13 protein-coding genes and 1 tRNA gene are annotated in these 14,156 nt (G+C 72.2%); 8 read left to right on the top strand and 6 right to left on the bottom strand.

Features of this window, described 5'->3' with window-relative positions:
• Positions 1 to 72 precede the first annotated feature (72 nt).
• The 4 genes from AB0B35_RS18040 (at position 73) to AB0B35_RS18025 (ending at position 5,948) form a co-directional block, all read left to right on the top strand.
• Complete coding sequence (locus tag AB0B35_RS18040; protein WP_269059019.1) at positions 73 to 198, top strand: hypothetical protein; 126 nt, start codon at positions 73 to 75, stop codon at positions 196 to 198.
• 231 nt (positions 199 to 429) lie between these two features.
• On the top strand, positions 430 to 2,688 hold the full coding sequence (locus AB0B35_RS18035) for a hypothetical protein (protein WP_361046522.1): 2,259 nt from the start codon (positions 430 to 432) through the stop codon (positions 2,686 to 2,688).
• Between the two features lie 99 nt (positions 2,689 to 2,787).
• The gene (locus AB0B35_RS18030; RefSeq protein WP_361046520.1) at positions 2,788 to 4,071 is read left to right on the top strand and encodes an MFS transporter; all 1,284 of its coding nucleotides are present in this window, start codon (positions 2,788 to 2,790) and stop codon (positions 4,069 to 4,071) included.
• 71 nt (positions 4,072 to 4,142) lie between these two features.
• Complete coding sequence (locus AB0B35_RS18025) at positions 4,143 to 5,948, top strand: NHL domain-containing thioredoxin family protein (RefSeq protein WP_361046517.1); 1,806 nt, start codon at positions 4,143 to 4,145, stop codon at positions 5,946 to 5,948.
• On the opposite strand, the gene AB0B35_RS18020 is transcribed toward AB0B35_RS18025, so the two are convergent.
• Genes AB0B35_RS18020 through AB0B35_RS18010 form a run of 3 tightly spaced genes read right to left on the bottom strand, consistent with a single transcriptional unit; the run spans position 5,945 to position 8,145 of the window.
• Positions 5,945 to 6,679 (bottom strand): 5-oxoprolinase subunit PxpA, encoded by a 735-nt coding sequence (locus AB0B35_RS18020; RefSeq protein WP_361046515.1) that lies wholly within the window; start codon positions 6,677 to 6,679, stop codon positions 5,945 to 5,947. The genes AB0B35_RS18025 and AB0B35_RS18020 overlap by 4 nt on opposite strands.
• Positions 6,663 to 7,607, bottom strand: coding sequence for a biotin-dependent carboxyltransferase family protein (locus AB0B35_RS18015; protein WP_361046512.1), 945 nt, complete (start codon positions 7,605 to 7,607; stop codon positions 6,663 to 6,665). Before AB0B35_RS18015 ends, AB0B35_RS18020 begins: the two co-directional genes overlap by 17 nt.
• Entirely contained in the window at positions 7,600 to 8,145 is a 546-nt protein-coding gene (locus AB0B35_RS18010) for a carboxyltransferase domain-containing protein (RefSeq protein WP_361046655.1), read from the bottom strand. The genes AB0B35_RS18015 and AB0B35_RS18010 overlap by 8 nt, the downstream gene beginning before the upstream one ends.
• A 104-nt stretch (positions 8,146 to 8,249) precedes the next feature.
• Between AB0B35_RS18010 and AB0B35_RS18005 the strand changes: the two genes are divergently transcribed.
• Positions 8,250 to 8,930, top strand: a complete 681-nt coding sequence (locus tag AB0B35_RS18005) for a hemolysin III family protein (protein WP_361046509.1) — start codon at positions 8,250 to 8,252, stop codon at positions 8,928 to 8,930.
• 91 nt (positions 8,931 to 9,021) lie between these two features.
• Here AB0B35_RS18005 and AB0B35_RS18000 read toward each other — a convergent pair whose 3' ends face one another.
• On the bottom strand, positions 9,022 to 9,534 hold the full coding sequence (locus tag AB0B35_RS18000; protein WP_361046653.1) for a histidine phosphatase family protein: 513 nt from the start codon (positions 9,532 to 9,534) through the stop codon (positions 9,022 to 9,024).
• A gap of 178 nt (positions 9,535 to 9,712) precedes the next feature.
• Entirely contained in the window at positions 9,713 to 11,548 is a 1,836-nt protein-coding gene (locus AB0B35_RS17995) for an acyl-CoA dehydrogenase (protein WP_361046507.1), read from the bottom strand.
• A 277-nt stretch (positions 11,549 to 11,825) separates the two neighbouring features.
• Here AB0B35_RS17995 and AB0B35_RS17990 point away from each other — a divergent pair, with 277 nt between their 5' ends.
• Entirely contained in the window at positions 11,826 to 11,960 is a 135-nt protein-coding gene (locus AB0B35_RS17990; protein WP_360523691.1) for a hypothetical protein, read from the top strand.
• Here the strand turns inward: AB0B35_RS17990 and AB0B35_RS17985 are convergent.
• On the bottom strand, positions 11,957 to 13,084 hold the full coding sequence (locus tag AB0B35_RS17985; protein WP_360523689.1) for a SpoIIE family protein phosphatase: 1,128 nt from the start codon (positions 13,082 to 13,084) through the stop codon (positions 11,957 to 11,959). The genes AB0B35_RS17990 and AB0B35_RS17985 overlap by 4 nt on opposite strands.
• A 413-nt stretch (positions 13,085 to 13,497) precedes the next feature.
• On the opposite strand from AB0B35_RS17985, the gene AB0B35_RS17980 reads away from it, so the two are divergent.
• Both AB0B35_RS17980 and AB0B35_RS17975 read left to right on the top strand, forming a co-directional pair.
• Positions 13,498 to 14,004, top strand: coding sequence for a pyridoxamine 5'-phosphate oxidase family protein (locus AB0B35_RS17980; protein ID WP_361046504.1), 507 nt, complete (start codon positions 13,498 to 13,500; stop codon positions 14,002 to 14,004).
• 75 nt (positions 14,005 to 14,079) lie between these two features.
• Positions 14,080 to 14,153 (top strand) — tRNA-Gly (locus AB0B35_RS17975).
• Positions 14,154 to 14,156 lie beyond the last annotated feature (3 nt).

Raw genomic sequence — 14,156 nt, 5'->3', positions numbered from 1 at the left:
GCTCACCGAATAATCGTTGGAGTTTGTGGGGCCCCATGCGATGTAATAGTTGGTATGAGCATCATGAAGAAGATGCGGACGCGGAGCCGCAGCGCCGAGCAGATCCACCTCGAGCGCACCCACGCCGAGCGCGCGCAGCGTCGCCGCGCCGCGGAACTCGGTGACCCGATGGCAGCCGTGTTCGTACGCCTGCACTGAAACTTTTCTCCTCCTCCAAGAGCGTTGCGGCCCCTGTCGCGCCATCCGGCGACAGGGGCCGCAATGCTTTCCCGGCCGTGCCAGGCCACCGACGTGAACCCACCTCCCGTATTCCAGTCGCGCGGGAGTACCGGTACGGTGGGCACGGCCGCCACCCCTCGGCTCATGACCCCTGCGTTGTTTCCGCGCGGGCGTCTCCAGGGCTGGCGAGAGAGAAGGAGGCGTGCGCGTATGACGTCCGAGGCACCGCAGCAGCCCGGCTGGCCGCCGGCTGACGCAGCCGAGCGCAAGAGCGGATTCGGCCTGTTCGAGGCGCCGCCGGCACCCGACGAGTTCCCGGTGTTCACTCCGTACGGCAGCGCGCCGGAGGAGGCGTTCCCGCCGGACTCGGTCGCCGACCAGGCCCCGCCCGCATTCGGCGGGTTCCCGGCCGAGCCCCCGGCCGCCGCGCCGACCGGCGACGGAGCGCCGTACGTGCCGGCTCCGGCCGTCGTGCCGATCCCCGGCGTACGCCACGAGATGTCGTCGTCGTTCGCGGCGCACGAACCTTTCGTCACCTCGGCGCCGCCTGCCGAGCCCGACTGGTCGACGCCGCAGGCGCAGCCGGAGTGGGCCGCGTCCCAGGACTGGTCCACCCCCGCCGAGCAGCCGTGGCAGGCCGAGCCCGCCGCCGAGCAGCCCTGGCAGTCGGCCGCCGCCGCACCCGCCGCGGAGCAGGCCTGGCCCGACTACTCCGACTTCAGCAAGCCGCAGGAGCAGCCCCCGGCCGCGCCCGCCTTCGAGCCGGCCCCGGCCGAGCCGGCCACCGCGTCGGGCTCCTGGGCCGCGTTCGCCGCCGGTGAGTCGCCCAAGCCCAGCGCTCCGTCCGGCCCGTGGACCCCGCCGCCCGCGGTCGCCGCGCTGATGGACCCCGAGCCGGAGGCCCCGGCCGCCCCGGCCTACGAGCCGCCGCCCGCCTACGAGCCCGCGCCGTACACGCCGACCTCCTCTTACGAGCCCGCGCCGTCCTACGAGCCCGCTCCCGCGTACGAGCCTGCCTCGTCGTACGAGCCCGCGCCGTCGTCGTCGTACGAGCCCGCGCCGTCGTATGAGCCCGCCTCGTCGTACGAGCCCGCGCCTGCGCCGTCCTACGAACCGGCCCCGTCTTACGAGCCCGCCTCGTCGCCCGCTCCGGCGTACGAGCCCACTCCCGCGTACGAGCCCGCCTCGTCGTACGAGCCCGCGTCGTCCTACGAGCCCGCCTCGTCGTACGAGCCCGCCTCGTCGTACGAGCCCGCACCGGCGGCTCCCGCGTACGAGCCCGTTGCCGCCGCGGCTCCGGTGAGCCCGCCGCCGAGCGCCGGTCCGGTCAGTTCGCCGCCCGCGCCGACGACGCCGGTCAGCACGCCGCCGGCCATTCCGGTCACGCCGCCGCCGTCGGTGGCGCGCGCCTCGGCCGGAGTCGCCTCCGTCTCGGTGCCGGCCGCGAGCCGGGTGAGCCCCGCAGAGGACACGCCCGCCGCGATGCCCAAGCCCCAGGGCCGGGTGTACGGCTCTGCCACCGTGTCCGCGCCCGCCGAGGAGGCCCCGGCCGCCGCGCCGATGTCGCCGCCTCCCCCGCCGCCGGCGCAGCCCGCGGCGGGTGCCGCGCGGGCCACCGCCCGGGTGACCGTGCCCGGTGCTCAGCCCGCTCAGGCCGAGCCCCACGCCGCCCCGCCGATCGCCCGCTCGTCCACGGTGTACGGCGCGCCCGCCCGCCCGGCCGAGCAGCCCGCTCCGCCCGCTCCTGAGCAGGCCGCACCGCAGGGTGGTGCCCCCGCGCCGGCCCAGCGCCAGCCCCGCCAGCACGCGTTCGGTGACCTGCTCCAGCCTGCCGGGGCTCCCCCGGCGGCTGCCGCGGTGCCCCCGGCCGCTCCGCCTGCTCCGGCCGGCCCGCCGCCCTCGGTGTACGGCAACCCGCCCGCGACGCCGCCCGGCCCGCCGCAGCGCCCTCCGATGCAGCCGCCGGCCCGTCCGGCCGGGCCCCCGCCCGGTGCGGGCATCGTGCCCGGTCAGCGTCCGCCGATGGACTCGCCGCCGCCCGCGGCGCAGGAGCAGTCTCGGTTCGACAACTTCAAGCCGGACGAGACCGGCACCGGCTCGCTGGAGATCAAGCCGGTCCGCAGCGGGCGCGTGATCCTCATGGTGGTCGTCGGCTGCGCGCTGCTGCTGGCGCTGGCGTTCGGCGTCCTGATCGGCGCGGACAAGTTGATCAACGGCGACGACGGCGCCGCCCCCGCGTTCGGTGTGGGCGACTGCCTCAAGCAGTCGGGCAGCGTGGCCGTCGCGGCCGCGTGCACGGATCCGCAGACCTACAAGGTCACCTCGGTCGCCGACAGCAAGGAGCAGTGCGACAAGACGCAGCCGCACGTCACCGTCGACAGCAAGGTGCTGTGCCTGGCTCCGAACACCGCCGAGGGCGGTCAGCCGTCCACGGCTCCGTCGGAGCCCGCGGCCACGCCGACCCCGTGACGACGGCTTACCCGTAACGAGTGAAAGGCCCTGTGGCACTGACCACAGGGCCTTTTATTTCGTTCGCATGACGTCACACCCGGCCAGCACACTGGCCGCATGTTGCGCGACGCCCTGCCCGCGAGGCCCGAAGCACGCCGGATGCTCGTCGGCACCCTTTTCTCCGCGCTGGGCCGAGGGCTGACGCTGCCGTTCCTGTTCATCTACCTGACCGAGGTGCGGCACCTGTCCGGCACCACGGTGGGCCTGCTCATCGGCTGGTTCGGCCTGCTCACCCTCGCGGTCGCGCCGCTGTCCGGCTCGCTGATCGACCGGTTCGGCGCGCGCCGGGTGGTCATGCCCGCACTGCTCATCGAGGCGGTCGGCGTCGGCTCGCTGGCCCTGGTCGGCACCACCTGGCAGGCCGCGGTGGCGCTGACGCTGAGCGGCCTGGGCGCGTCGACGATCTGGGCCGGCATGAACACGGTCTTCACCTCGATCACCGGCGAGCAGGAGCGGCAACGGGTCTTCGGCCTCCAATTCGCGCTGCTCAACCTGGGCATCGGCATCGGCTCGGCGACCGCGGGCAGCATCGTGGACACCGCCCGGCCGGGCACCTTCCAGCTGATCTACGTGCTGGACATGTTCTGCTACGCCGGGCCGTTCCTGATCCTGCTGTCCATGCCGAAGGTGGGCCGGCGGCTGGTCGAGACGCCGACGCTGACCGAGACCGGCCGCAAGCGGGGGTACGGCGAGGTGCTGCGGCACAAGCCGTTCCGCCGCCTGATGATCTTCAGCGTGCTGCTGACGGTGTCCGGGTACGCGCAGCTGGAGGTCGGTTTCACCGGCTTCGCGACCAAGGTCGCGGGCGTCACCCCGCAGATCATCGGCTACTCGTTCACCGCCAACACCGTCGTGATCGTGCTGGCGCAACTGCTGGTCATCAAGAAGCTGCAAGGCCGCAGCCGCAGCCGGGCACTGGCCTCGGTCGGCGCCGTGTTCGGCACGGCGTGGCTGGTGCTCGGCCTGGCCGGCTACATCGACGGCGGCAACATGGTGCTCAGCGCCGCGATCGTGATCCTGTTCGGCGCGATCTTCGCGGTCGGCGAGACGATGCTCTCCCCGGTCAGCCCCGCCCTGGTCAACGTGCTCGCCACGGACGAGCTGCGCGGTCGCTACAACGCGCTCTCCTCGATGGTGTGGGGCATGTCCGCGATCGTCGCCCCGGTCAGCGCCGGCCCGCTGCTCGGCGCCGGGCTCGGCGGCGTGTGGATCGCCCTGGTCACCGCGGGCACGCTCGCCGCCTCGCTGGTGGCCCTGTCGCTGCGCAAGCTGATCACGCCGGAGCAGGACGGCCGCACGGTCGCGACCGTGCCCGGCGTGCTGGAGCCGGCCCCGGCCTGACCGCGCGGCGGTATGCCACGTCACCACCCCGCCCCTGCGTCCACCGCCCCATGATCGGGCAGAATGGCGGTATGCGGGTACGGGCGCCGGAGCTGCGCGGACGAGGCTGGTTGAACACCGGCGGCAAGGATCTCAAGCTGGCCGACCTGCGCGGCCGGATCGTGATTCTGGACTTCTGGACCTTCTGCTGCATCAACTGCCTGCACGTGCTCGACGAGCTGCGCCCGCTCGAAGAGAAGTACGCCGACGTGCTGGTGATCATCGGGGTGCATTCGCCGAAGTTCGAGCACGAGCGCGACGCGGACGCGCTGGCCGCGGCGGTGGAGCGTTACGGCGTGGACCACCCGGTGCTCGACGACCCGGACATGGACATGTGGCAGCAGTACGCCGCCAAGGCCTGGCCGACGCTCTCGGTGATCGACCCCGAGGGTTACGTCGTGGCGAACATGGCCGGCGAGGGCCACGCCGAAGGGCTGCGCCGCCTGCTGGACGAGCTGATCGCCGTGCACGAGGCGAAGGGCACGCTGCACCGCGGCGACGGCCCGTTCGTGCCCCCGCCGCCGAGCGACACCCTGCTGCGCTTCCCCGGCAAGGCGCTGCCGCTGCCCGACGGCACCGTGCTCGTCTCCGACTCGGCCCGGCACAGCCTCGCCGTCCTCGACCAGGACCTGTCGGCGGTGCTCCGCCGGGTGGGCTCCGGCGGGCGCGGTCGCGCCGACGGCGGCCCGGCCGAGGCGAGCTTCTCCGAGCCGCAGGGCCTGTGCCTGCTGCCCGCCGACATCGCGGCGCTCGTCGGCTACGACGTCGTCGTCGCGGACACCGTGAACCACCTGCTGCGCGGCGTACGGCTGAGCGACCTGGCCGTGACGACGGTGGCCGGCACCGGCAGGCAGTGGCGGTCGAGCCTGGACGAGCACGCCCACGACGCCCGGTCCATGGACCTGTCCTCGCCGTGGGACGTCGCCTGGTACGGCGGCAAGGTGATCATCGCCATGGCGGGCACGCACACGCTGTGGTGGTTCGACCCGGTGAAGCGGACCGTCGGCCTGTACGCGGGCACCACCGTCGAGGCGCTGCGCGACGGCGCGCTGGACCAGGTGTGGATGGCCCAGCCGTCCGGCCTGTCCGCCTCGCCCGACGGCCGCAGGCTGTGGCTGGCCGACTCGGAGACCAGCGCGCTGCGCTGGATCGAGGACGGGCAGATGCACACCGCGGTCGGCCAGGGCCTGTTCGACTTCGGGCACGTGGACGGACCCGCCGACCAGGCGCTGCTGCAGCACCCGCTGGGCGTGTGCGCGCTGCCGGACGGCTCGGTGCTGATCGCGGACACGTACAACGGCGCGGTCCGGCGCTGGCAGGACGGCACGGTGTCCACCGTGGACAGCGGCCTGGCCGAGCCCAGCGACGTGGTGCTCGACGCGGACGGCAGCGTGATCGTGGTCGAGTCGGCCGCGCACCGGCTGGTCCGGCTCGCCCCCGGCGCGGCCGGTGTGGTCGACGGCGGCCGGCACAAGGTCGAGCGGCCCCCGTCGCCGCTGACCCCGGGCACGGTCACGCTCGACGTCATCTTCACCCCCGCGCCGGGCCAGAAGCTCGACCGCAGTTTCGGCGACCCGACCCGGCTGGAGGTGTCCGCCTCCCCCGCCGAGCTGCTGCTGGAGGGCGCCGGGGTCACCACGGACCTGTCCCGCAAGCTGGTCCTCAACCCGGCCGTGGCCCAGGGCGTGCTCCAGGTCGTGGCGCAGGCGGCGACCTGCGATGAAGACGCCGAGTTCGCGGCCTGCCACCTCACCCGCCAGGACTGGGGCGTACCGGTCGTCATCACCCCGGACGGTCCCGACCGCCTCCCCCTGATCCTCCGCGGCCTCGACGGCTAAGGCAGGAAGGGGCGGAGAGGCACTTCGGCGTACTGGAGTGCCTCTCGGACGGCGCGGGCCAGCGCGACCGCGCCCGGGGTGTCGCCGTGCAGGCAGATCGAGTCGACGGCGTGCGGCAGCACCGTGCCGTCGAGCGCGATGACCCGCTGGTCCACGGCCATCAGCAGGGCGCGGGCCACCACCTCCTCCTGGTCGGTGATGACCGCGCCGGGCTTGGTACGCGGGAGCAGGGTGCCGTCGGCCCGGTAGGCGCGGTCGGCGAAGCCCTCCGCGTAGACCGGCACGACCGCGTCCCCGGCCGCGGTGGCCAGCGGCGAGCCGGGCGCACACAGCACCGGCAGGCCGGTCGCCTGTGCGGCCTCGACGATCGCGTCGATGTGCGCGGTCGCGTGGTAGAGCGCACCGTGGGGTTTCAGGTATCGCACCCGGGCGCCCTCGGCCGCGGCCAGCGCCTGGAGCGCCCCGACCTGGTAGATGATCTCGTCGCGGAGCTGGTCGAGGTCGTACTCGATGAACCTGCGGCCGAAGCCGGCCAGGTCGCGGTAGCCGACCTGCGCGCCCACCGCGACACCCTGCCGGGCGGCCAGGTCGCAGGTGCGGCGCATGGTCGCCGCGTCCCCGGCGTGGAAGCCGCAGGCGACGTTGGCGCTGGTCACCAGGTCGAGCAGGGCCTCGTCGTCCCCGAGTTCCCAGCGGCCGAAACCCTCACCGAGATCAGCGTTGAGATCCATAGAGGAACACAGTAGTGCCTGGACGCGCCTGCGCGAGCAGCCCGAGATCGGCGGGGTGCACGACGCCGACGACCGGGTAGCCGCCGGTGGTCGGGTGGTCGGCGAGGAACACCAGCGGCCGGCCGTCGCCGGGCACCTGGATCGCCCCGGCGAGCAGCCCTTCGCTGGGCAACTCCCCGGTCACGGCCCGGGTCAGCGGCGGCCCGTCGAGCCGCACCCCGATCCGGTCGCCCTGCCCGACCGTGTACGCGTCGCGCAGCAGCTCACCCGGGTCGGCGAACCAGTCGTCCCGCGGCCCGAACCGCACCCGCAACCGGATCTCGCCCCCGGGCGCGGACACCGGCACGAAGTCGACCGCGAGCGGTCCGACGCCGCGTTCACCGGCGCCGCCGCCCATCCCCGGACCCTGCGGTCCGGGTCCTGTCGCAGGGCCGGACGACACACCGGCCGACACTCGGGCAGCGCCGGGGTGCGCCTGGCCAACGGGAAGCGTCTGCCCTGCGCGCAGCGGTTCAGGGCCGATGCCGGAGAGCGTGTCGGTGCTGCGCGAGCCGAGCACCGGCGGCACCGCGATGCCGCCCGACACGGCGAGGTAGCTGCGGATACCCTGGTCCGGCGGTCCGATCTCGACGCATGAGCCCGCGGGCAGTCCGAACGCGACCCCGTAGGGTGCCGGGCGGCCATTGACGGCCAGCGGCGCGGGCGCGCCGGTGAGCGCGCACCAGACGGACACGCGCGCCCGCAGGACCGTGCCGCCGTAGGTGAGTTCGATCGCGGCGCTGCTCTCGGGGTTGCCGACGAGGCGGTTGGCCAGCCGCAGTGCCGCCGGGTCGAGCGCGCCGGACCGGGCGACGCCGAGTTCGGCATAGCCGACACGGCCCAGGTCCTGCACGGTGGCCAGCGGGCCAGGCTTCAGCACCTCAAGCATCGACGAACCTGACTACCGTTCCCGGCGCGAGCAGCGCGGGAGGGTCGCGGTCGAGGTCGAACAGGACCAGCTCGGTGCGGCCCACCAGCTGCCAGCCGCCGGGCGAGCTGCGCGGATAGATTCCGGCGTACGGCCCCGCGAGCGCCACCGAGCCCGCCGGCACCCTGGCCCGCGGGCTGGCCAGCCGGGGCAGCCACCGCTGCTCGGCCAGCCCGGTCAGATAGCCGAAGCCGGGCGCGAACCCGCAGAACGCGACCGTGAACTCGGTCTCCCGCAGCACCCGCGCCGGATCGGCCTGCCACGCCGCCGCGACGGCGTCGTGGTCGGGCCCGTCCCAGTGCACCGGAACGTCCACGCGGGACGGTGGCGCGGACGGCGCGGCCTCGGGTGCGAGTTCCGCCCAGCGCGGCTCGCCCCGCACCCCGCGCAGCAGCACCGTTCGCGCCGCGGGCACTATCTCCTCGCAGGCCAGCTCGCCGCGCTCGCGGGCGGCGCGCAGCGCGCGGAACCACGCTGCCGGGTCGTCGACCTCCAGCAGCAACGAGTCCCAGCCGTACTTCCGGACCAGCACGACGCAGATGTTACCGGCCTCACGCGCTTAGGCTACGCACGAGTAACCTACGGTGCCGTAGCCTAGGGGGCATGACCGACACGGCCGCCCCGCGACGTCTGCGCCCCGTCGACATCGGCAAGCCACGGATGCGTGGCTGGCTGCACGCGTACGCCTTCTTCGTCGCCCTGGTGTGCGGCATCGTCCTGGTCTCCATCGCCGCGTTCCGGCCCGGCGGCACACCCGTGACCAGCGTGGCGGTCTACAGCCTCACCGTGTGCGGGCTGTTCGGCGTCAGCGGGCTCTACCACCGGCGGGTCTGGAGCGAGCGCGGCTACCAGCTCATGCGGCGGCTCGACCACGCCATGATCTTCATCTTCATCGCGGGCACGTACACCCCGTTCTGCCTGCTCCTGCTGCCGTCCGGCAAGGCCGTGCTGCTGCTGGCCCTGGTCTGGGCGGGGGCACTGGGCGGCGCTGCCATGTCGCTGATCTGGCCGCACGCGCCGCGCTGGGTCTCCGCGCCGCTCTACCTGGCCCTGGGCTGGGTCGCCGTCGCCGTGCTGCCCGACATCCTGCACAACGGCGGCGTCACCGCCCTGGTCCTGCTGATTGTCGGCGGCCTGGCCTACAGCGTCGGCGCGGTCTTCTACGCACTGCGCCGCCCCAACCCGTGGCCGACCGTCTTCGGCCACCACGAGTTCTTCCATGCCTGCACCCTGGTCGCCGCCATCTGCCACCACATCGCCATCTACTTCGCCCTCTTCGCCTGACCCCAGCGCATGATCGCTCGACTTGCCAGGCACTTGGCCGAATGAGCCGTCAAGATACGCACACCTGCCCGGCAAGTCGGGCGATCTAGGGTCAGGCGCGGGCGGTGTGGGCGGCTACGAGTTTGGCCGTGTCGGTGTCGGGCCAGTCTGTTTCGGGCTGGTGGACGGCCAGGCCGCAGGTGCGCAGGCCGTCGGAGTCGACCTCGCCGCCGCCCGCGTCGAGCTGCGCGGAGAGCTGGGAGATGGTCGGGTTGTGCCCGATGACCAGGACCGTGCGGAACTCGGGTTCCACTTCCCGGATGAGGGCGAGCAGCTCGTCGGGCGAGCCCTCGTACAGCCGGCGTTCGTAGCGGACCACCGGCGACCCGGCGCCGGCCAGCGCGACCGCGACCGAGTGCCAGGTCTGGCGGGTGCGCCTGGCCGGCGAGCAGAGCACGAGGTCGGGCACGTAGCCGTGGTTGACCATCCAGGCTCCGGCCGCGGCGGCGTCGGCATGGCCGCGGTCGGTCAGCGGGCGGTCGGTGTCGGCCAGCCCCGCGGGGCGGTCGGCCTTGGCGTGACGCAGCAGCACCAGGGTGCGTGGGCGCGTTCCGGCGCCGGACAGCGGGGCCATGTGCCCAGCTTGCCGCAAGCGCGACGGTTGCGCATCCCAACTTCGGCGATAACCGCTCGGCACCCGGCTGAACGGCGCAGACGGGAACGGCGCCCCCGCGTGAGGAGGGGCGCCGTTCACCTATTCGTGGGATGGGTGCGGGGCGCGGCCGGGGCCGCACCCCGTGGGGTCAGAAGGAGGCCTCGTCCAGGTCCATCGCATCGAGCGTGGCCAGCTCGACGATGCGCCGGTCGGAGCCCAGCCGCGGCAGCACCTCGCGCGAGAAGAAACGCGCGGTGGCCACGACACCGGTGTAGAACGCCTGGTCGGTGCCCGGCTCGCCGGACAGCTTGCGCAGCGCGACCTCGGCGCGGCGCAGCAGCAGCCAGCCGACGACCAGGTCGCCCACGGCGAGCAGCAGGCGGCGCGAGTGCAGGCCGACCTTGTACAGCGCCCGCGGGTCGTCGCCCTGCGACTCGGCGAGCCAGCCGGTGAACGTGCCGAGCATGGCCTGCACGTCGCCGAGGGCGGCGGCCAGGGACGCGCGCTCCTCCTTGAGCTGGCCGTTGCCGGCCTCGTTGGTGAGGAACTCCTGGATCTCGCCGGCAACCGACATCAGGGCCCGGCCGTTGTCCCGCACGATCTTGCGGAACAGCAGGTCGAGGCTCTGGATCGCGGTGGTGCCCTCATACAGGGAGTCGATCTTCGCGTCGCGGACGTACTGCTCCAGCGGGTAGTCCTGCAGGAAGCCCGAACCGCCGAAGGTCTGCAGCGACTCCGAGCCGAGCAGCTCGAACGCACGCTCGGAGCCGCAGCCCTTGACCAGGGGCAGCAGGAAGTCGTTGATCTTCGAGGCCCGCTTGGCGGCCTTCTCGTCACCGGCGGCGGTGGCGATCGACACCCGGTCCTGCCAGTACGCCGTGTACGCGACCAGCGCGCGCAGGCCCTCGGCGTACGACTTCTGCAGCAGCAGCGAGCGGCGTACGTCCGGGTGGTTGGTGATGGCGACGCGCGGCGCGGTCTTGTCCGTCATCTTCAGCAGGTCGGCACCCTGCACGCGCTCCTTGGCGTAGGACAGCGCGTTGAGGTAACCGGTCGACAGCGTCGCGATGGCCTTGGTGCCGACCATCATCCGGGCGTTCTCGATGATCAGGAACATCTGCCGGATGCCCTCGTGCACCTCGCCGACGAGCCAGCCCTTGGCCGGAACGCCGTGGCCGCCGAAGGTGGTCTCGCAGGTCGTGGAGACCTTGATGCCCATCTTGTGCTCGACGTTGGTGACGAAGACGCCGTTGCGCTCGCCCAGCTCGCCGGTCTCGGCGTCGAAGTGGAACTTCGGCACCACGAACAGCGACAGGCCCTTGGTGCCCGCCGCGTGACCCTCGGGGCGGGCCAGCACGTAGTGGATGATGTTGTCGGACATGTCGTGCTCGGCCGAGGTGATGAAGCGCTTCACGCCCTCGATGTGCCAGGAGCCGTCGTCCTGCTTGACCGCCTTGGTGCGGCCCGCGCCCACGTCCGAGCCCGCGTCGGGCTCGGTGAGCACCATCGTCGAGCCCCACTTCTTGTCGACGAACAGCTCGGCCCACTTCTTCTGCTCGTCGGTGCCCTCCAGGAAGAGCACGTGCGCGAACGACGGGCCGGAACCGAACATCCAGACCGGCGCGTTCGAGCCCAGCACCAGCTCGGCGAAGGCCCAGGTCAGGGTGCGCGGGGCGGAGCTGCCGCCGAGGGCGGGCGGCAGGTCCAGGCGCCAGAACTCCGAGTCCATCCAGGTCTGGAAGGACTGCTTGAAGCTCTCCGGCATGGTCACGGTGTAGTTCGCCGGGTCGTACACCGGAGGATTGCGGTCGGCGTCGGCGTAGCTCGCGGCCAGGTCGACGCGCGCCATGCGGTCGATCTCGCTCAGCACGCTGCGCGCGGTGTCCGCGTCGACCTCGGCGAAGGGGCCCTCGCCGAAGGGCGTGTCGAAGACCTCGAACAGGTTGAACTCAAGATCCCGCAAGTTGCTCTGGTAGTGGCTCATTCTTCCCGCCCTCAGCGCATTCAGTTACCGACCAGTAAGTACGACTGTATTACTCGTCAGTAACCATCGGCAAGCGAACTGCCGAGAAGTTCACATCACAACCAGGTGAAATCCCCCACCCTTCATCGCGCCGACGCGCGACCGTGGCGGACATAGTTAATAAAACGGACACATGCAAGGCACCACGCCGCGATGCCGCAACCTAACCGCATCGACGTCGTTCTTCCGGGTGACGCGCGGGCACCCTCGCCCCGCCGGCCACAGGGGAGGAAGAAAGATGATCGAGAACCTGCGCAAGCTGATGTTCGAGCCGCGCTACCCGATCCGCTACATCGGCCGCCACCGCGCCCCGAGCGCGCTGCCCTCGCTGACGCTGGCCGTGCGCCGCAGCCGCACGACCTCGGTCGCCTAGTTCGTCGCGCCGAGTTCCCAGCTCGGCACCGGGGCCAGGGTCGGCTGCGACGGACCCGCGTACTCCATCAGGATCAGCGCGATGTCGTCGTCCAGCCGGTTGTGCACCCATTCCAGCAGCGCCGACTCGACCGAGGCCAGACCGTCGCCGACGGTGCCGTGGCCGAGCAGCTTCCAGGCCCGCTCGGTGATCGGGAAGAACTCTCCGTCACGCCGCGCCTCGGCCAGACCGTCGGTCAGCAGCAGCAACCGGTCACCGGGCTCCAGCCGCTCCACGCGGCTGCGCACCACCGGCATGAAACCCAGCGGCGGCGCCGGCGAGGGGGGATCAAGGGTGATCACCTCGCCGCGCCGGATCAGGATCGGCGCGGGGTGACCGCAATTGACGATCGTCAGCGTGCCGCCGCGCTCCTCGACCAGGCACGCGGTGACGAAGTCCTCGTCGCCCACGCTGCGGGCCACCGCCCGGTCCAGGTCGGCGACGATCGCGCGCAGGTCGGCCCGCTCGAAGGCGACATGGCGGTACGAGCCCAGCACGATGCTCGCCGTACGCACGGCGTCCAGGCCCTTGCCCCGCACGTCACCGATGATCATGCGCACGCCGTACGGGGTGTCCAGCGCCTCGTACAGGTCGCCGCCGATGTCGGCCGCGGCGGTCGCGGAGATGTACCGGCCGGCCACCGCCAGCGTGCCCACCTTCGGGCCGAGCGGCCGCAGCACCGCCTGCTGCGCGATGGTGGCGAGCTTGGCCAGCTCGGCGATGCGCTCGGCCTGCCGCTGCCGGACCACCGCCACCAGCGCCGCGATGCCGGTCGCCAGACCGATGCCGATGACGTTGATGAACGCCGACAGATCGTCCTGGCTCATGCCGAAGAAGGCGAAAACCGTGCCCACCGCCGTCGCGACACCGCCCGCGAGCAGCACCGCCTGCCACGGCGCGAACACCGCGGCAAGGAACGGCACGGTCGCCATCAGGCCGACGAAGCGCGCCTCGCGGCCGTCGGCCAGCTCCACCGCGCTGATCAAGAAGAGCAGCACGAAGGCCGCGCCGAGTCCGGCGCGGAATCCAGGGCTTAGCGGGCGGCCGCCCGACAGGACAAGTGGAATGCGTACGGCAACCAGCATGCCTGATCAACTCCGCCACACCGCTCAGATTGTCTCGTCGGCGGACCGCATTCTGTACGGTCGGACGAGACGCTCTTTCACGATTTTTCAGAAACTGTTTGGCTCGTTTTGGAAACAGGCAGCTTGCACCGGATCTCCGTTGAACGGAGGCGCGGCGGGCCTCAGGCGGGGTCGGCCAGGCGCGCCCGTTGAGATACGAGCGGGACGCCGTCGGGCCCTGATACCGCGAGCCGTTGACGCTGGAGCCGTGCGGGTGCTGCCTGCCCTTCAGCCGCCGCGGGCCCACCCGAACGGCCGGAATTCCGCACTCCCGCGCAGGCTACAAGGGCTTCTTCGGGCGGCGATCACCCGATAGGGGACGCACCGCGTGTCTCGATGGCGGACTAGAACATGTGTTCGATAAAGTCCACCCCATGGCAACCTGGACCGAATTCGCCGCCGCCACACCGTGGCTGGCCTCGTCGATCCGTGCCCTGCTGCACCAGTACGGGCCGGGCATGGGCTACCTGGCGACCGTACGGGCCGACGGCGGGCCACGGGTACACCCCGTCTCCCCCATCGTCACCGACGAGGGTCTCTACTGCTTCGTGATCGACTCACCGAAGCGGCGCGACCTCGAACGCGACGGGCGCTACGCCCTGCACGCCTTCCCCGCCGAGGACAGCGACGTCGAGGCGTACGTCAGCGGCCGCGCCCACCCCGTCACCAGCATCGCCACCGTCGAACACCTCGCCCGCCGGCATCGGGCCGCGCCCACCCTCGACTGGCGGCTCTACGAGCTCACCGTCGAGTCGGCGCTGCTGCACCGGCACGAGGCGGGGGCATACCCGAGCACCTGGCGCGACCCGGCGGCGGGCAGGAACGGGCCGGCGTACGAACGTCGGCCCCGCAAACCGTTCCTGCAGCTCGTGGCCGCGTAGGCGAGCGCCGTGGCGAACTGCCGCGGTTACCTACGTGCACGCGACCCGTGACGTCAGGTACAGTGGTGGCCGCTCGCGGGTGTAGTTCAATGGCAGAACATCAGCTTCCCAAGCTGACAGTGAGGGTTCGATTCCCTTCACCCGCTCCACGC

The organism is Catellatospora sp. NPDC049133 (assembly GCF_040648455.1).
In the GTDB taxonomy this organism is placed as follows: Bacteria; Actinomycetota; Actinomycetes; order Mycobacteriales; family Micromonosporaceae; genus Catellatospora; species Catellatospora aurea.
This window is presented reverse-complemented; position numbering and strand designations above follow the sequence as displayed.